The organism is Deltaproteobacteria bacterium GWA2_45_12 (genome assembly GCA_001797365.1).
GTDB lineage: Bacteria > UBA10199 > UBA10199 > UBA10199 > UBA10199 > UBA10199.
In genome coordinates, this window is the sequence record MGPH01000025.1 from 26,269 (window position 1) to 44,539 (window position 18,271).

General features: G+C 45.2%; 13 protein-coding genes and 2 pseudogenes (1 of these 15 cut by a window edge). 8 read left to right on the plus strand and 7 right to left on the minus strand.

Going from position 1 to position 18,271, the window contains the following annotated elements:
• From A2048_00140 to A2048_00150, 3 genes and pseudogenes are all read right to left on the minus strand, one after another.
• Window positions 1-3,935: pseudogene (locus A2048_00140) on the minus strand (hypothetical protein).
• A gap of 109 nt (window positions 3,936-4,044) precedes the next feature.
• Window positions 4,045-4,848 carry a hypothetical protein gene (locus A2048_00145; GenBank protein OGP09583.1) on the minus strand — a complete coding sequence of 268 codons (804 nt, stop codon included), beginning with the start codon at window positions 4,846-4,848 and terminating at the stop codon, window positions 4,045-4,047.
• A 42-nt stretch (window positions 4,849-4,890) separates the two neighbouring features.
• Window positions 4,891-5,871: a hypothetical protein gene (locus tag A2048_00150; protein OGP09597.1), complete on the minus strand. Its 981-nt coding sequence runs from the start codon at window positions 5,869-5,871 to the stop codon at window positions 4,891-4,893.
• Between the two features lie 91 nt (window positions 5,872-5,962).
• On the opposite strand from A2048_00150, the gene A2048_00155 reads away from it, so the two are divergent.
• Genes A2048_00155 through A2048_00165 form a run of 3 tightly spaced genes read left to right on the plus strand, consistent with a single transcriptional unit; the run spans window position 5,963 to window position 7,826 of the window.
• Window positions 5,963-6,199 carry a hypothetical protein gene (locus A2048_00155; protein OGP09584.1) on the plus strand — a complete coding sequence of 79 codons (237 nt, stop codon included), beginning with the start codon at window positions 5,963-5,965 and terminating at the stop codon, window positions 6,197-6,199.
• Window positions 6,200-6,207: 8 nt separating this feature from the next.
• Entirely contained in the window at window positions 6,208-6,912 is a 705-nt protein-coding gene (locus tag A2048_00160; protein ID OGP09598.1) for a twin arginine-targeting protein translocase TatC, read from the plus strand.
• Window positions 6,909-7,826 (plus strand): quinolinate synthase, encoded by a 918-nt coding sequence (locus A2048_00165; GenBank protein OGP09585.1) that lies wholly within the window; start codon window positions 6,909-6,911, stop codon window positions 7,824-7,826. The genes A2048_00160 and A2048_00165 overlap by 4 nt, the downstream gene beginning before the upstream one ends.
• 7 nt (window positions 7,827-7,833) lie before the next feature.
• Here the strand turns inward: A2048_00165 and A2048_00170 are convergent, their stop codons facing one another.
• The 4 genes from A2048_00170 to A2048_00185 form a co-directional block, all read right to left on the minus strand.
• Complete coding sequence (locus tag A2048_00170; protein ID OGP09586.1) at window positions 7,834-9,006, minus strand: hypothetical protein; 1,173 nt, start codon at window positions 9,004-9,006, stop codon at window positions 7,834-7,836.
• A 265-nt stretch (window positions 9,007-9,271) separates the two neighbouring features.
• Window positions 9,272-10,174, minus strand: a complete 903-nt coding sequence (locus A2048_00175) for a hypothetical protein (GenBank protein OGP09587.1) — start codon at window positions 10,172-10,174, stop codon at window positions 9,272-9,274.
• On the minus strand, window positions 10,165-10,344 hold the full coding sequence (locus A2048_00180; GenBank protein OGP09588.1) for a hypothetical protein: 180 nt from the start codon (window positions 10,342-10,344) through the stop codon (window positions 10,165-10,167). Before A2048_00180 ends, A2048_00175 begins: the two co-directional genes overlap by 10 nt.
• 119 nt (window positions 10,345-10,463) lie before the next feature.
• The gene (locus tag A2048_00185; protein ID OGP09589.1) at window positions 10,464-11,966 is read right to left on the minus strand and encodes a hypothetical protein; all 1,503 of its coding nucleotides are present in this window, start codon (window positions 11,964-11,966) and stop codon (window positions 10,464-10,466) included.
• Window positions 11,967-12,097: 131 nt separating this feature from the next.
• Between A2048_00185 and A2048_00190 the strand changes: the two genes are divergently transcribed.
• The 5 genes and pseudogenes from A2048_00190 to A2048_00210 form a co-directional block, all read left to right on the plus strand.
• Window positions 12,098-12,613, plus strand: a complete 516-nt coding sequence (locus A2048_00190) for a hypothetical protein (protein ID OGP09590.1) — start codon at window positions 12,098-12,100, stop codon at window positions 12,611-12,613.
• A gap of 39 nt (window positions 12,614-12,652) precedes the next feature.
• Window positions 12,653-13,606: a riboflavin biosynthesis protein RibF gene (locus A2048_00195; GenBank protein ID OGP09591.1), complete on the plus strand. Its 954-nt coding sequence runs from the start codon at window positions 12,653-12,655 to the stop codon at window positions 13,604-13,606.
• Window positions 13,587-14,441, plus strand: a complete 855-nt coding sequence (locus A2048_00200) for a shikimate dehydrogenase (protein ID OGP09592.1) — start codon at window positions 13,587-13,589, stop codon at window positions 14,439-14,441. The genes A2048_00195 and A2048_00200 overlap by 20 nt, the downstream gene beginning before the upstream one ends.
• 194 nt (window positions 14,442-14,635) lie before the next feature.
• Window positions 14,636-15,829 carry a hypothetical protein gene (locus A2048_00205; protein ID OGP09593.1) on the plus strand — a complete coding sequence of 398 codons (1,194 nt, stop codon included), beginning with the start codon at window positions 14,636-14,638 and terminating at the stop codon, window positions 15,827-15,829.
• Between the two features lie 53 nt (window positions 15,830-15,882).
• A pseudogene (locus tag A2048_00210) lies at window positions 15,883-18,271 on the plus strand (hypothetical protein); it runs 92 nt beyond the window's last position.

Here is an 18,271-nt window from a genome sequence, read left to right on the forward strand (position 1 = left end):
AAATTTCCCACAGCATCGTAGGTATAATTTGTGTTTTGGCCCAGAACATCCGTCATTCGTATCAAACGGCCTATTTCATCATGGGAGTAACGGGTATTCTGCCCCAAAGCGTCTGTCACTTGGGTTAATGTTCCTTGTTGCGGGTCATATTCAAATCTCGTGGCATTCCCCAAAGGATCCGTTTGTTGCAAAAGCCTGCCCAGTGCATCGTAAGTCATCTGATAGGTTTGCCCGGCCGCATCGGTAAAGCCCACCGTGTTCCCTTCGGGGTCTGATTGGTAGCGCAACATCTGTCCCAAAGGGGAAGTGATTGTTTGTAAATAGCCCCTTGCATCATAAGTAAAGTTAAAACTGCGGTTTTGGGGATCTGTTTTTCGACTGATTCTATTTAAAGAATCATAAACATAACTGGTTTGACCTCCCAAGGCATCCTGGATGGAGGTGACGAAGTCGTTATTGTTATAAGTGTATAAGGTTGCATTTCCATTTTGATCTGTAACAGTTGTCCGGTTTCCATTGGCATCATAGGCATACCAAACTTGATTGCCAGCAGGGTCGGTAACACGGGTTAGTTGGTCGTTTGCATTGTAATCAAGATCAATTGTTCTATCCAATGGATCAGTCAAGGTTTGCAGTCGTCCTATGGCATCATAGGTGAAAGTGCTCAGCCCCCCTCCTGCATCGTTTGCAGAAACCAAATCAAAACTGTTTGGATCGTAGGCAAAAGTACTGGTATTCCCCAAAGTGTTTGCCACCTGAGTCACCTGTCCCCATTCATTATAACGGTAACGGGTTTCTCGGGGAGCCCCATCCACCGTTTCCAAAAGAGCTGTGAGGTTGCCTTCGGCATCATATTCAAAATCACGCTCATGGCCATTGGGCAAAACCAGATGAATCGGATCATCTGTGAATGGGTCGTAGTCAAATTCTGTAATAGAGCCCAATGGATCAATCATGGAAACCAGATTCCCCCGATTGTCGTATTGGGCCTGCAGGGTATTATCATTACGATCGGTAACTTCGGTGCGTAAATTGTTCTGGTTGTAGCCGTAAAAAATGCTTGACCCCAAGGCATCCCGATTTTCAACTATCCTTAAAGAATTGTCATAAACATGGTGAATCACCAGCCCCATGGAGTTGGTAATGGTGACATGCCCAACCTGTCCCACTTCATAAGCAAACTGATAAACATTCCCCAAAGCATCGGTTTGGTTCACGACACGCCCGTTGGCATCATAGGTATTTCGAACAAGGGCATTTCCTCGCGGATCGGTTATTTGGGTCATGAAGTGCTCGGGAGTGTATTGGTATTGAGTGGCCTGCCCCATGGCATCGGTACTGCGGACAAGATGATTATTGGCATCGTAGTCAAAACGAATCCCCCTCCCCAAAGGATCGGTCACCGAAGAAATCCGGTAGGAGTCTGCCGCCGCATAGGCAAAGGTAAGAATTCTCCCCACCGAATCAGTCGCCGAAATCAGACGATCGCTGGCATCATAATTCAGGGTAATTTGATTTCCCTGCCGATCATTCATCGAAATTAGATGCCCGTTTGATGAAAACCGGAAAATAATTTTTGATTTTGTCAAAAGAAGATAATCATTTTCCTGTCGACTCAAGTTTGAAAAAATTCCCGGAGAAGAAATAAAGTTTCCATTCTGGTTTGTATAGGTTTCGTAATGGCCATCTGAAAACTTGATTTGCGCCGAACCATCCGCCAGGGAAACCAGGAAAGTATTATAGGTATGGGTCCATCCATATCCCAGGGGACCCAGATAACCATCCTGGCTGCTGTAAGTTCTGGCAAACGAAAGCCCCAATTTTCGGCCTGCAAGAGCAATATCGGTTTTGGTAAGGAAATAATTCCCCGTTGCCGTATTGACAGGTTCGGCAATGGCAGCCTGCTGTGGGGTATTGGTTCCTAAATTTTGTGCCGGAGGTGAAAAACAGGCATTTGTGCAATAGGGAACTTGTGATACGTTCAAAGCCACATTCACCGAGGCATTTCCGTTGGTCAAATCATTTGAAGCTAATAAGAGAACTGTGTTGTAGCTGTTGGGAGCCAAAGAATTCGCATCCAGGCTTACGGTGAATCGATCGGTGGCATTGGGAACCAACCGGTGTTGGCTGGACATGGCATTGGTGGATCCTCCGTTTTTCAACAAACGAATCCACGAAGCCCCGTTATTGGTATTAAAGGAATAAATGAGATCAGACCGCCCCTGATTACGAACCGTAAATTGACGCGTCTGGTCCACCTCGCCCTGAAGAAGAGTTACGTTTACCGCTACCCCACTAAAAGAAAGATCGGGCGGGTTATTATCGCCTGGGTCACAGGGGTCGCCGACATTGTCATTGGGATAGAAGGGACAGCCATCAGCTCCATCGCTAATACCGTCATTGTCTTCATCATGATCGCAAGCATCCCCCACCGCATCACGCGCGGAGAAATCGGCACAGTCATTATGGTTGCATGGGGCACCCACGGCATCACGAAGGGTAAAGTCGGAACAATCATTATGATTACATTGATCCCCCACACCATCATAGGCCGAACCATCCGCACAAATATCGTAAAAGACCGTGAAACTTGATGATGCCGACAACCCCCCGGCATCACGGCAAATGGCACGAAGTGAATTTTGTCCGCGGGTCAATGCCATGTTAAACGAGAAATTCGCAGAAGCTCCGGCAATATTGTTGGTGGAACTGCCCCCCGTCGTCTGATTTTCAACAGTAACAGAACTTAAATTGGCATCGACATCGTTGCATGAGCCTTCCACACGGATGGGCGAAACTTGAGTATGAGCTCCATCGGCAGGGCTGTTTCTGCTAATCGTGGGTGCCCGTGCGCAAGCCTGCCAGTTGAAGGTTCGCTCGTAAGAATTGTCGTTTTCCTGACTCTCTCCAATGACACTATTAATATCAGTCACAATTCTTAAAGTGTGCTGACCTGCGCTAACATTGGTTTGGTAATCCCGGACCCAGGTGTAGAAATTCTGACTGAGCCCATTTGTACTCCAGGTATTGAGAATTTGCCCGTCAAGATAAAGACGTGTATGAAATTGGGCCGCAATATCGACATTCCCATTATTAATAACAGCCCAGTCGATATAGGTGGGATTACAGGCCGAAAGGTTCCCCACTCGTGTTGTTCCTTGTACATTTGAAGGAACAATCGGGAAATCCCAATCTGGGGGAGTATAAGAAGTTAGGTTGGGCTGGCCCACAACGTCGATCAAAGCCCAGACTGTGTTGGAACCACTTACCTGGATCGTATTGCCCGCACCATTTGCAAGTCGCCAGTCTTCGCGGTAACCATTTCCAAGTTGAGCAGGAGAACGCATGGGGACGATAAAATTATAATTTGAACCAGGATTTACTGTTCCTGCCACACAAACATTGTTTTGACTTCGGCTTAAAAATCCACCTGCCACATTATCACTTGAATAACGCAGACAATAGGTGTTGTTCCAAACGGTTGTTCCCGAATTTCGAATCGTCCAACGTTTATCAAAATTGGTGTTGGGGGCAAGGTCAGTGCCATCTTGGTGACTTTCGTTTACAAAAGCAGCGGCGTTAAGATTAGGTACGATTGAGAAGTTGCGGAGATTCGATTGCCACCAAAGGACTTGAGTACGAACAACCACCCTTTGATAACCTGCGGCTGTAATCTCTACATCATACCAACCCTCCGGAAGACCCCGAATCGTATAATTTCCATTTACATCTGTAACCGCACGATTATTTCCATTGTAAGCACAAAAGAGACCAAAACTCACCGTAGCATTTGCAACACGTACACCACTTTGGGAATTTGTGACTGTTCCTGTAACATCCCCGACATTGGCAGGACAAACCTGGGCAAAACCATTTGATAAGAAGAAAGAGAGAGAAACCAAGGTGAAGAGAAAAACTTTTAAAAAAATTTTCATGGGCAAGTTTTGCCCGTTAAGAAATTAAAGAACAATAGTCAAGAATATTCAATTTGTAGGGTCAAGAAATAAGTAAAGGATTGTGTGATAAGAACATGAAAGATAAAACCTACCACCGATAATGTCTGATATGCTCCCCACGCTCGGCAATTTCGCTCATGGAACGGATGCCGATTTCAAGATGAATATCGGTAAATTTTTTGAAAACGCGCGAAGCTGATTTTTTCGTTTTGATTCCTTTGCGTTTCAAGGGCAGATCGGAAACCAAAAGCAGGGCCCCAATGGGAACCTTGCTGGCAAAACCACCGGTGAAAAGGGTGGCGCATTCCATGTCAATGCCGATCACCCTTTCTGCATAAAGGTCTTTCTTGAAATCGTCATCAAACTCCCAAAACCGGTAGTCGGTGGTGTGAATGACTCCCGTACGGTAATCAAAATTCCTTTCAACCAAAATCTGGCTTACAAATTTTTGGATCTTGAATGTGGGAAGCGAGGGCACTTGGGGAGGTAAAAAATGCTTGGTTACCCCTTCATCGCGCACAGCGGCCATGGGCAAGACAAAATCCCCTACATGAAGAGAATGATGCAGCCCCCCACACATCCCCAAAAACAAGACCGCCTTGGGGGTGGTGACACTTAAAAGTTCAATGATTAAAGCGGCGGAGGGAGAACCCATTTTAAAGTCAACCATCGAAACATCCAATTTTTTGCTATGAGAAACTCGCATTACCGATCCAAATTGGCTACTCCCTCCCCCGAGTTTACGAAATTGTTGGAGGTAATAATCAAAATTGGTGAGAATGATTTGTTTGCGAAAATCACGGATGCGCGTTCCGGTGTACCTCTCCAGCATATCCCGGGCTATTTTTTGTTTGGCCTTGTTGGAATAAATGGCCGTTTTTGCAATGTTCATTAAAAACTATTGTAGCTTGATTGGGGGCATCTTTAAAGCCTCTTATAAATTCATTTTTCCCCTGGGATTTCCCTCTTTTCCGGAAAGAATTTTCTTCAATTCGGCAATTTGAGCCCCCGAAAGCCCTTCCGGAACCTTTACCTGCAAAACAATATATTGATCCCCCCGTGTTTTTTCTTTGGGGTTTGAAACTCCCTTTCCTTTCAAGCGTAATTTTTGACCTGACTGCGATTCCGCAGGGATTTTAAGTTCCACCGGCCCATCCACCGTGGGCACCTTGACTTTGGCCCCTTCCAGAGCTTCCATAATGGTGATGGGCAATTCAACTTCGATATTATCCCCTTCCCGTTTAAAAATGGGATGGGACCGAATATGGGGATGAATATACAAATCACCCCCCGACCCGCCGTTGTAGCCAGGCTCCCCCTGCCCCGCCAAACGTATTTTGGATTCAGAGGTCACCCCTGGGGGGATTTTAACCTTGAACATCACTCCATTGGGGAGCCGCATCTGTTTTTCGCAACCGTGAATAGCCTCCAAAAAATCAAGATCGAGCGAAAAGGTTAAATCCTTTCCCCTGGTTTCCCCAGTGGCTGCCCCCCCAAAGTCAAACCCGGCAGGCCTTCGCTGTCTGCGTCCACGCCCCTGCCCTTGCTGTGCGCGGCCTGTAAAACCGGTAAATAAATCTCCAAAAATATCCCCCAAATCTTCGGGGTTGATATTCCCTGTAGAACGAAAACCACCCCCCCCACCACCAAAGGGATTATACGAATAAGATGGCCCCCCTCCCCCCGGAAAGCCTTCAAAATCAGCATTCCCAAAGGTGTCATATTTTTTTCTTTTTTCAGGGTTGGATAAGACATCATAAGCTTCAGAGATCCCCTTAAACTTTTCCTCGGCCTTTTTGTCTCCCGGATTCATGTCGGGGTGGTACTTGCGGGCCAGTTTTTTAAAGGCTTTGCGAATCTCCTCTTCAGAGGCACTGCGACTTACTTCAAGAATTTTATAAAAGTCCTTGCTCATGGTGTTGTTAAACATACTCAGCCTTTTTTAAATGAAAAGCTTTTTTAAGGGGACTTGACAAAAAATACTGTTGGCTTATTTCAAAAACACTATGTTCAATATAGGTGGCGCAGAACTTTTTTTGGTGGGTCTTATTGCCCTGTTGGTCATTAAACCCGAAAACATTCCCCAATTTGCAACGGCCCTGGGGCGATTTATTGCTGAAATACGCAGGGGCTTGTCAGGCGTTCAAAAAGAACTCGAAATGGATGTTAAAAAACATTTACCCAAACTTCCCTCCACAACGGACATGAGTCCTTCCGAACCAAAGGACCCCCAAAAACCATGACCCAAAGCATGCAGATTATTGATCATTTAAGTGAATTAAGAAACCGCATCCTAAAAATCCTTGTCTTTTTGGCTGTGGGAGCCGTCATCGGTCTTGTCTTTTGCAAACAGATTTTTTTCTTTTTGCAACAACCCATGCTTAAAGTGCTTCCCCCCAACACATCATTTATTGCCACAACCCCTTTTGAGTCTTACACCACTTATCTCAAGGTAAGCCTGCTGGCCGGTTTCTTCATGGCGAGTCCGTTTATTTTTTATCAGTTTTGGCAATTTGTTTCACCAGGCCTTCATGGAGGCGAAAAGAAAACCCTGATTCCCTTCACACTGCTTTCGGGCTTGTTATTTATAGGGGGAGCTCTTTTTGGTTATTTTGTCGTTTTTCCTGCGGGGTTTTATTACATCAACGCCATTCTGGCAGACACGGGCATTCACTTGATGCCCCGCATGAGCGATTATTTAAGTACCGCCACGACCCTGCTTTTGGCTTTTGGATTTTGCTTTGAACTGCCCTTGCTCATTTTTCTGTTGGGCAAGCTGGGGCTTCTTACTTACGACCGAATCAAACAATACCGGCGCTATGTCATTGTGCTGCTCTTTTTTGTTGCGGCCATTCTGACCCCCGGGCCTGACATGATTTCCCAGTGCCTGCTGGCCATTCCCCTCTGGATTTTATATGAAGCAGGGGGGGTCTCGTTATTGTTGTTGAAAAAATGACCAACCGTCTTGAACAATTAAAAAAAGAAAAAAACGCCATCATCATTGCCCATTATTATCAAGAACCCGAGATTCAGGATGTGGCTGACTATGTGGGCGACAGCTATGGCATGGCTCTTTATGCGCGCAAAACCAAGGCCTCCATTGCCGTGGTGGCTGGAGTTCGTTTCATGGCCGAAACCCTGAAGGTGATGAACCCCGAAAAAAAAATCCTTTTACCAGACATGAATGCCGGTTGTTCCCTGGCCGATTCATGCACCCCCGAAATATTTTCCTATTTCTTAAAGAAACATCCCGGCGCTTTTGTCATGACTTATGTAAACTCAAGCCTTGAAATCAAGGCCATGAGTGATGTCATTTGCACTTCATCGAACGCTGTTACCATTGCCCAAAAAGTGCCAAAAAATAAGGAAATTGTCTTTGGCCCCGATCAACATTTGGGAAAATACATCAGCAAAAAACTGGGGCGACCTCTTGCCCTTTTCCCGGGCAGCTGTTTTGTGCACATGTCCTTTTCCGTAAAGGAAATGATCCGGTTAAAAATGAAACATCCAGAGGCTGAAATCATCGCTCACCCCGAATGTGAAGAAGCCATTTTGGCCCAGGCCGATTTTATCGGATCGACTTCCCAATTGTTGGAACATACAAAAAATTCACCGACCCAAACATTTATTGTCATGACGGAAACCGGCATTCTTCATCAAATGAAAAAACAAAGCCCTGCCAAGGAATTCATCCTGGGTCCCGATTTGGAAGGCTGCGCCTGCAACAACTGTCCGCACATGAAACTGAACACCCTGGAAAAATTGGTGGATTGCCTGGAAAAAGAAACCCCGGAAATGAAGATAGACCCTGCAATCGCCGCCAAGGCCTTGATCCCGCTGGAACGGATGGTGGAGATGGCGGGAAAGTAAAGTTTGTTCAAGGTTTTAAAAAATCAACTACATTGGATTGCATAATTTGTATGGCGGGATTGGCCTTTGGGTAAACTTCATAAAATTCCTTCAGGGCCTTTTCGTGCCTTTCCTTCATTCCATCCCAGCTTACCTGATAAGGTTGTATCACTTGTCCCTCATGCACCACAAAATCAACCTCTCCTTTTTGACGCCAATAAAAAACTTGCCCATACTTTTTACGCAAATGATGAAACACAACCGTTTCAAGTTCCTTGCCCTTATCCGCCCCCGTCTGTGTGATCACAGCTTTGCGAAGGCCCAAATCAATGGGGTAATATTTTTTATTCCTTACAGCTCTCTGCCGTTCAGAAAAAGTAAAATAGGGACAAGAAAGCAAGATATAGGCCGATTCACAGGCATCGAGATAGGTTTTGATTGTATCGGCAGTGACCCCCAACATTTTAGCCAGATTTCTATGGGACACTTCCGACCCCGCACTCTCAAAAACAGCCTTGACTAATTGTGTAAGTACAAGCGTCGATCGAACTGCCACATGCCGACGCACATCCCGTTCAATGATATCTGCAAAATACTCACGAAGAAGCTTGGCGGGTTCAGGAAACGTCAATACACGAGGAAATCCGCCCGAGATAAAATAATCGGATAATGAATTCCCTTTACCTGCTTTTTGGCACTCAAAAAAATCAAACGGGAAAAGTTCAATCGTAATGTGTCGGCCCGTTAAAACGGTGGAAAGTTCTCCGGAAAGTAGAGCGGCGTTCGAACCTGTGATGATAAAACAATCTTTTCCTGGATGCTCCAGACGAACATGGAACCATTTTTGCCATTGCTCGACATTCTGGATTTCATCGAAAAAAAAAGTATGAGCCCGACTATGGTTTCTTTTGCGAGAAAAAGAAACAATCTGATCTAAGAGGGAAGAATTTAAATTATCACTCAATCGCGGATCTTCAAAATTGACAAAGGTACAATCCTGCGGATCGAGTTTTAGTTTTTGCATGATCTGTGCAAGCAAAGTTGATTTGCCACAACGACGTATCCCTTGAACAACGAGAACCAAATCAGGAGCTAATGTAATGGGCCCTTGGAGAACTTGTCTTTCAATGCTGGGAGCAGGATCTTTTTGCCAATAATTCCAGTCATTTAAGACTTGTTCTATTGATATTTCATCTAACATATCAACAGGTTATATGAATAATTAAAAAGTGTCGAGTTAATTCGACACTTTTTTATTTCGATATTTTTCCTCTGAATGAATTGTTTGGAAAAGAAATCCCAGAATCCTGCAATCGCTGTCAAGGCGCTCTTCATGGCTTAGACTTGAGGTCGCAAAATGCGACCTCAAGTTTACAAGTTCTTGAGATGCATAACCGTCTAAAAAAGAGAACAAGCGTCCGAGAAATGGATGGTGGAGATGGCCAAAGAGTAACAATGCCTAATCCTTATCCCACAATCCCGGCACTACTTGCATCCAAGGTGTCCATTATGTCTGGGATTTGATTACAGTCGATATCGTAGGTGAGTTCATTAAAAAATACTTCTAGATCCGTCAATGTAACCCCATCATTGAGATCTTTTTTGGCTGAACGTATGTCAGCTAGAGTCCTTGAAAATCCCCTAAGGTTTTTCACTTCATCGTAGGACCAAGGTGGTATTTTAAGATGAGCTATCGCTGTCATTAAATGGTTCAAACCTTCTGCTTGTTGTTCAGGGGACAGGGATTTGAGATGTTTTAAAATGCTCTTAATAATGGGACTTAAAGGATGGAGGGCTGACAGCGGATCTCGATAAATTTGTGTATTCCAGCGTACAGCCTCGGTAAGAGTCTCTTTATCCAACATCATTTCCAAAACTTCGGCTAATCCATTTTCGTAAGCGTGGCAAAGGGCTGCCAACATGGGATTGGGATGAGGAAATTCCCCTTGTCGCCAGGCTTGCACCAACAAATCTAACGTCGCTTTAAGGGTAACCGCATCCCTCATAATATCATCGATACCAATGCCTCCATCGTCGGCTAAAGCAAACGGACGACCGATAAGAGGGGAATTAACCCCTCCCCAAGGATTATTGACCCTCCAAGCTACATTGATGATGCGAAGCATTTCGACAAGAGATTGGAGCTTGTCCGCAGAAGTTCCCTCTACCAAGCTTTCCACCAAGGCTGCATTTTCAAGTCCATACAAAACAGAGGCTACATTGTCGGCCTGCAACCCAAATAAATAAGGGGGCCTCTGCTGACTCCACGCGGGATTCTCAGAAACCTGAATGGCCAGAAGATCTGCCCATTCCCCACCCACCGTATTAAATTTGAACCCGCTTCTAAAATCTCTTCCCGTCAATTGCACAAAGTGTTCGGCCCATTGGGTACGCTGATCATCATCAGCAAATACAAAATCATCGGCAGTGATTTTATATTTTTTCGCCGGAATGAAGAACCCCGTGGCAAGCCACGGGGTTCTTCATTCGCCCGATATCCCCGAGGCAAAAAATTTGTTCTTAAAGCAAGGCCCGCCATCATTATTCCTTATTGCTTTGTATTTTCGCTATCCTCATTTAAAAGTTGCTAAAAAATAGAGAGAAAATTAACAAGGTAAAATTAATAACCCTTACAGAAATTAACCAGCCGAGCTAGTTTTATCTTCCTCTGCGCTGGCCTAAAAGATCGGGGAGTGAAGGAACCATTGCGTTGGGGGGATGCTCTGGAAAAAAGGTATAATCAAATTCTTTTCCACCAAAAATTTCATCGCGTATTATTCCGTAAATTTCCATGGCTGCCCTGAATTGGGAGGAATCGGGTGGAGAGCTTCTCATTTCGGCACGCAGGATGGGGCCCGCCACCACATAACCGAAAATAAATTCTCTCAAGAAATTTTCAAAACCATACTTGGTTATGTTTTGCTTGGCTAAATTGCTGAAAAAAACATCATGGGGATCACCATCCTCGGCAAGCGAAACATCTCTTGGCGATGCCGATTGCCCCAATCTTTCATAAGCTCTAGAAACCTGGGAGCACAGTTCCAATGGTAATGGGGGAGGGCTTTGTGGCTGGTCCCAATTAGGCGGTGGCTCGGGGAACTCTCCTAAAAACCTTTGAGCAAGGAGATCGCTGAATTCTTCAAAAAATTTCCCAACTAAAAATGCCGGGGAACCTCTCATTAACATGGCATGTAATTTCCAAGTACCAACCTCACCGTATTTTACATATTCTGTTTTTTGAGAAAATAATTTGAGCCCCTGAATCCCTAAGGCTTTCAACGTACCTTGAGGTAAAAATCGAACCAATTTTTCAAAAAAAACAATGCCCCCACCATAATTATATAAAAAAGTTTCGTCGTTGGCATAAGGCCCAATATCCAAGATGATCCCCTCATCACAACATCGGATGTTCAGCTCATCCCATACCCTTGCTGCCGTAGTCATCTCGACTTCAGGAAATCCATGCTGCGCCTTCCAGAGAAGGTAAGCATCATAATCCTCACGGCTAACAACTTTCAACTCATCCCTCACATCCTCATAATGGGACCAGGCCATGACGTATCTTTCAAACATTTCGACTACACTGCCCCCCGTTTCAAAAACCCGATCAAGGGAACGATTCAAATAACTTTCCCCAGGTTCATAAGCCGGAAGATTTTCCCATGCCAAAACCCACAATAACCCCATGCCTTCGGTGGCATCCAAGACAACAGCATCGAGACCAAAAGGGCGCCCATTTGGATCGGCAATATGGCCCCGTGCATGATCGCTTAACCGCGGCATGGTTCTTTTTACATCACTTCCTCCCGGTGGGGGTAAATCCTCAGAATCGATATTCCCCCTTCCCGGCTGACGAAGGCTGGGGCCCCAGTCCTCAAACACCGTGCCTGGTTGACCCCATAACGCCTCACGGGCGGGGCTATAAGGCAACTCCAAGGGAACCCCACCGGAACCACCCTCCTGATTGAGCCCATTTGCTTTAAAAGAGAATGAAGAAGCATGAGCATGAGCTCGACCTTGGGCCACTTGTTCCAGAGCTTGGCGAGGGGTTCCCATAGGAAAACGGGCCCGAGAAAAACGGCGCGTACACACAACAGATGGCGGCAAGCCAGATCCAGGCATCCTTTGAAATAAACGATTTGTGGCTGATGTTAATCGCATACTCTATCTTTCGGCTTTGCAGGTAAAAAGTTGTGAGAAAATTTATGTGACAAAAATCATGTTTTTGGGCAAGAAACAAACCAGAATTCGGTTGATCTCTTGGGGCCTCCACGCTATAAGCCTTGCCGTTCATGGGTACCATCATCTTAAAAAGAAAAAAACTCACCCTTATTCAAAGTCTCTACATTTTCGAAGTGTTCAAAGGTCTTGCCATTACCATGCGGCATTTGCTGAAAAATTTAATAGCTCCCGGCAAAATGATGACCACCCAATATCCCGAAGAAAAAAAGGTCATTCCCGCTGTTCATCGTTCGGAACATCGCTTAATGTTGCGCCCCGACAACAGCATCCGTTGCACCGCCTGTATGCTCTGCGCCACAGTATGCCCGGCTCATTGCATCCATATTGAAGCCGCCGAAGGAGACATCCCTGAAAAGGAAAAATATCCCCAAAAATTCACGATCGATTTATTGCGCTGCATTTATTGCGGTTATTGCGTGGAAGCCTGCCCCTGCGATGCCATCCGCATGGATACGGGTAAGCTCGTTGACAGCTATTACAGCCGCGTCGATTTTATTAAAGATATCGACTATCTCAAAACCAATCATCCCAAGGGTTTAAGCCCCTATTCCGAGGGCGTTTATTAAACTCTTGTGGCTAGGAGGTTTCTCCGCTAGGTGTGTGCTGTGCACGTCTTCTTTTCATCCCAAAAAGCCAAAACCTTTTGCAAACACGGAAGTGCCATTACCTTGGGTAATTTTGATGGGTTGCATGAGGGGCACCGGGCCCTCCTTAAAAAATTAATTCTCGAGGCCAAAAAAAGAAAAATTCCTTCCGTTCTTTACACTTTTCATCCGCATCCGGTTAAGGTTCTTTCTCCTCAAAGTGCGCCTTCCTTAATCAACACCCTTGACCAGAAAATTGAAATGCTTCGAAACTTAAACCTGGATGCGGTTGTGTTTGAAAAATTTTCAAAGCCATTTGCCCGGAATTCTGCCGAAGATTTTTTCCACAAAATAATCCTGGGAACTCTGAAAGCCAAGGCGTTGATGGTAGGATACGATTTCACTTTTGGAGCCAACCGCGAAGGGAATATTGAAAGGCTCGAAGAGTTCTGCCGTGCCCATGATGTAAAACTTTTCATCATGAAACCATGTTTTGAAGGAAACACACTGGTCAGCTCAAGCTTGGTACGAAAATTTGTCCTTGAAGGGCGTGTGGATGTTTGTAATTCCTGGCTTAAACGCCCCTATTTTATTGATGGGATTGTAGTGTCCGGGGCTCACCGGGGAAATAAGCTGGGATTCCCCACCCTAAATTTAAAAACCGAAAACGAACTTTTACCCAAAATGGGCACTTATGCCACATGGGTCGAAATTAAAAACAAGCGTTTGGAAAGTGTTACCAACATAGGAACCAATCCCACTTTTGAAATGGAACAAAACCTCAAAATCGAAACCCATATTTTAAACTTTCATCAAAAGATTTACGGACATAAAATACGCCTGTTTTTTGTCAAAAGACTCAGGGATGAAAAAAGATTTTCAAACGCCAGGGAACTTGCCGCTCAAATTAAAAAAGATATCGCCCATGCAAAACTGGCGTTAAAGGAAACAAAAAATGTCAAAATCGTCCTCTAAAATTTTGGGAGTAATTGGAGACCCCATTTCACATTCGCTTTCCCCCCTCATGCACAATGCGGGATTGGCCTGTCTTAAACTGCCTTATTTGTACGAGGCCTTTTTGGTCAAAGATTATGAGTTGGGTGATTTTTTTAAAAATCTTAAAAAAAAACATATTGTCGGGCTTAATGTCACCATCCCCCACAAACAAGGGGTCATTCCCTACATGGATTCGCTTTCACGGGAAGCAAGGCTTATAGGGGCGGTAAATACCATCCTTGTTAAAAACAAAAAACTCTATGGTTCCAACACCGATGGGATGGGCTATTTGCTTTCGCTTAAAAAAGAAGCCGGATTTGACGTCAAGGGAAAACAGGTCATCCTGTTGGGGGCCGGCGGGGCCGCCAGGGCTTTGTGTGTGGCTTTTGGATTGGCCAAAGCCAGGGAAGTGTTCATTATCAACCGTACACTCAAAAAAGCCCACGATTTAGCTGTTGAAATGAGCAAAAAAATCCCCCATACCACTTATAACGCCGCGTCTTTTGAAAACATGGACAAAAATTATTGGTCATTTGCTGATTTGTTGGTGAATACAACATCGATGGGAATGAAAGGTTCCAAATGGGTCAAGCTGCCCCTTTCAAAACTTCCGGCCCGGGCCATGGTTTCAGACATTGTCTACAATCCGTCTGAAACTCCCCTACTTCAAAGGGCAAAAAAATTGAAGCTGTCCACCCACCCCGGCTGGGGCATGCTTTTATACCAGGGTGCGCTGGCTTTTGAAAAATGGACGGGCAAAAAAGCCCCTATCGAAATAATGAAAAAATCATTATTGGAAGGATTAAAATTATGAGCGCCCACCAGCAACACAGCCTTCAATACCGCAAAGAAAAAAAACTGGTCATTTTCATGTTTATTATCGCCCTTGCCGGAATCGCCGCCTCGCTCATCCTTCCGTTTGTGATGTAAAAGAAAAAATAGGAGGTTTTTATAGCAAACTAGAGTTGACTAATTTATAAAATAAAGGCAGACTACAAACTACTATTTATGCTCGACTCCCTTTACGAAATCCATAAAAATAGCACCCAGAATGCACCTCTTTCCTTTAAACGTTATCTGTTTCCACACATCGACTGGAAATCCCGCGCCCTTTGCGTGTTAGGGGCCCGGGGAGTAGGTAAAACCACCCTCCTTCTTCAGTATTACCAGGAACATTACGCTGACGTTCAAAAATGCCTTTACCTCTCCTGTGACAACATCCAGGTGGTATCAACGGGATTATTTAATATTGCCCAGAAATATTTCAAATACGGGGGGCAGGCGCTCATCCTCGATGAGGTCCATACTTACCCTTCATGGTCAAGGGAGATTAAAAACATCATCGACACTTACAAAGACAAACAGATACTCATGAGCGGCAACTCTTCGATCGCATTGGAAAAGGGCACAGCCGATTTATCAAGACGCGTTGCCACCTACTCTTTAAAAGGACTTTCTTTCCGTGAATATTTAACCTTGGTCCTTAAAAAAGATTTCAAACCTTACCAGCTAAAAGAAATCATAGCATCACATACCCGTTATGCTTCTGAGATCACCCGAGGGATACCGATCCTAAAATATTTTAAGGATTATCTTAAAAAAGGTTACTACCCTTATTTTTTGGAAGGAGAAAAAACCTACACCTCAAAATTGCTATCCAGTTTAGAGAAAGTCATTGCCGAAGATATCCCCGCCTTGTTTCAGGTTACACCCGTAAAAGTGAATGTTTTGAAAAAAATGCTTTGGTTGGTGGCTGCCTCGCAGCCCTTCACACCCAATATTGACGGCATGAGCCGGGACCTTCATCTTTCAAAAGAATATGTTTATCATTTTCTTGATTACCTGGAAAAGGGAGGCTTGATCCGATCCGTAAGGGAAAAAGGGAAAGTGGCCAAGATGGTGCGAAAGCCGGGGAAAGTTTATCTGGAAAACACAAATTTAATCGATGTCATTACAGGTTCTCTTAAATTAGCAGGGGAGGTGGGAAGTATTCGAGAAACTTTCTTTGCCAACCAGCTCCAGGATTATCCTTTATTTCTTCATCCGCGCGCCGATTTTTGCATTCAGAGTCACTTGTTTGAAGTCGGAGGCAAAAATAAAAAGGACTCCTCTTACGACTCCCATACGCTCTTTGCCATTGATGGTCAGGAAATAGGCGCAGGACGTCGAATTCCCCTCTACCTCTTCGGTTTTTTGTATTAAAGTTCTTAGCAACCTTTCCTCTTTTTCATCGAAAATAAGGCACGAGAAAACCCATGGCTTTAACACTCACCCAATGGCAGAACATCCAGGCTTTTTTGGATCGTGCGGCACTCACTCTCAATGAGGAAACCTTTCAAGGAGCACGCCAGGCGCTTTTGCTTGTCCATCAAGGGCTTCCTCTTATCGAACCGGAAGAAAGGGCCTTAACGGGACTGGCCCGCTTAGCCGAACTCTCTCCCGAAGGCGATAAATTCATTTTGGCCAACGATATCCCCTCTTTGCCAAAGGCCATTCTGCATGATAATGATCTCGCCCGTTTGAGATGGGCCGAGCGGTTTGCTGAAAGGCCACCGTTTTCCTTAGCCTCCCAAAGAATTGTCTTGGATGGCTTTGTCTACACTCCCGCCGATGTGGATGCCTGGGTGGAAGATTATCTGAACCGCAGCGTCAGTGTGAATAACTACGCCCTCATGGAAACAGGCACGGAAGAACCCCTGACCCTTCTTTTAAAACACCTGCCCGAATTGATCGCCCAAGGTTTTTTCACAAGGAAGCATGTTTTTAGAATAGCGTTAGCGTCCGGCAATGCTTACATACTGCCGCGCATACGATCAGAGCATTTTTTCATGGAGGCCCTGCCCATTCTCATCGACGCCGGCCTTATCGACAGGGGGGTATTGATCCAAGCCCGGCTGATGGAACCCGCAGGAGGGGAAGCCAGACCCAAAGGTATGTTTGAAGGAAAGAATAATTTATTTTTTCTTGATCGTTATCATTCTTTGTTGGCCGCCCATGGCCTTTTAAATTTGGACCCTTTTTGGGACAAGATATTTTCCCCATCAACCTCGGTGTATGGATGGAATCCACCGGGTACTTTTAATTATCAAAAACCGAGTGTGAGCCGGGAACAGGCCGAAGAACGATTGGGCACCCTTAAAACAATGATCGCCTCCGTTGAATGGCAGCGGCAAAACCCCTTGGCTGTTCGAGGATTGCTTTTGTTTGCCGGCGAATTGAGCGATGCTTCCAGAGTCCTGAATTTAGGAAAAATAAAAATCATGGATTCGGAATCTGACATCATCCCTTCCCATGTTCCAGAAAAGATGCGTCTTTGGATTCGCAATTATTTTATTGGCAACACGCCCTTTGGGCCCACTTGGATGTTCGACACCTTGAGCGCCTTCCCCTTTGCCTTGGTGGGTGAAAGCCTGATCCTTCCTTCTTTGCCGCAACGGCTCCCCGATTTAATATCCAGAGGCCTTGTGACTCGGGATACCGTGCGTGGCTTGCTCATGACCTTGGGTGTGCCAGACTTTCTTCAGGATTATTTGTGTCCTGTGGGGGATCATCCTTCATGGCGAGTTTCCAGCCGACGTTGGCAAACGCTGAAAAATCTTTTCAAGATGGAAAATGGAATTCATAGGAAAGAAAGAAAATATTATGAAGATTGCTTAGCGGTCATACAAGCAACGGGGACAACCCCCGAGGTCGAAGCCCTGGCTTCTTTTTTAACGGTTCTCGATCTTTTAAGTACAACCACACAAATCGATGAAATGAAAACCCTAGCTTTGGATTATTTGAACCCTCCTCCTGAAAAAATCGGCGCTTTTCTCTTACAGGTGCTTAAAGACTTTGGATTGGATAAAGATCACCCACTTTTTATAACGGCTGAGCGGCGTCTCTCGGATCCGAGCAACCCTTACCACTTAGCAGATTTACGTCGTGGTGAGATCAATCTCTCTATGGATGTAATCATGAATTTAATTTTTGCTGAACAAAACGAGATGGAGGAATTTTTCCTTCGAACAGCGGAAGACTTGCAATTGACTGATCATCCCATGGTCCAAACCATGATCCAGCGTGTCCAGAGGGTGCCGGATCGCTTTCTCTTAACGGAATGGACCCACGAAGGCATGCGAACTGTGTGGGAAAGATACCGGCACGAAATGGCCTCCCACGATCCAAAGACACACCGGGCCCTACAGAAAAAATTCCTCAATTTTGTGGAAAAAAATTTAAAGCGCACCCCCGGAGTTTCGTTTTTAAATCATTTGGTGAAATCAGGTTACACCCTAATTGAGAGAGATTTTAAGAAAAATCTCTCCCAAGACGGCACCCCTGAAACCTTAAAAGCTTTCGAAGTCCTGTTTGAATCATCAGTTTGGAAGGATTTTCAAAAAACTCCTCTTTATTTCCTTTTAGCCAAGGCCTCCACCTTCATGAGGCCGGCAGGCTTGTCCTCCATGCGTCGCTTGATTTTAGGATCAAAACAGGGGGAGCTGACCACCGTCCACCGGAGCTTCAATCGTGAAGGGAATATCGCCGAAGAAACACGTTCTCAAAAGCTTCGGTTTATTTTCGATCGATACAGCGAGCTTGAGGGTGTCTTCCCGGCTTCTGTTTTAACTCCCTGGCAGGATGACTATCGGGCGGATCTCTTCC

Excerpts from the sequence above, each read along its gene's own strand:
- A2048_00145 (OGP09583.1), bottom strand. The coding sequence starts at position 4,848 with ATGAACATTGCAAAAACGGCCATTTATTCCAACAAGGCCAAACAAAAA.
- A2048_00150 (OGP09597.1), bottom strand. The coding sequence starts at position 5,871 with ATGAGCAAGGACTTTTATAAAATTCTTGAAGTAAGTCGCAGTGCCTCT.
- A2048_00155 (OGP09584.1), top strand. The coding sequence starts at position 5,963 with ATGTTCAATATAGGTGGCGCAGAACTTTTTTTGGTGGGTCTTATTGCC.
- A2048_00160 (OGP09598.1), top strand. The coding sequence starts at position 6,208 with ATGCAGATTATTGATCATTTAAGTGAATTAAGAAACCGCATCCTAAAA.
- A2048_00165 (OGP09585.1), top strand. The coding sequence starts at position 6,909 with ATGACCAACCGTCTTGAACAATTAAAAAAAGAAAAAAACGCCATCATC.
- A2048_00170 (OGP09586.1), bottom strand. The coding sequence starts at position 9,006 with ATGTTAGATGAAATATCAATAGAACAAGTCTTAAATGACTGGAATTAT.
- A2048_00180 (OGP09588.1), bottom strand. The coding sequence starts at position 10,344 with ATGGCGGGCCTTGCTTTAAGAACAAATTTTTTGCCTCGGGGATATCGG.
- A2048_00185 (OGP09589.1), bottom strand. The coding sequence starts at position 11,966 with ATGCGATTAACATCAGCCACAAATCGTTTATTTCAAAGGATGCCTGGA.
- A2048_00190 (OGP09590.1), top strand. The coding sequence starts at position 12,098 with ATGGGTACCATCATCTTAAAAAGAAAAAAACTCACCCTTATTCAAAGT.
- A2048_00200 (OGP09592.1), top strand. The coding sequence starts at position 13,587 with ATGTCAAAATCGTCCTCTAAAATTTTGGGAGTAATTGGAGACCCCATT.
- A2048_00205 (OGP09593.1), top strand. The coding sequence starts at position 14,636 with ATGCTCGACTCCCTTTACGAAATCCATAAAAATAGCACCCAGAATGCA.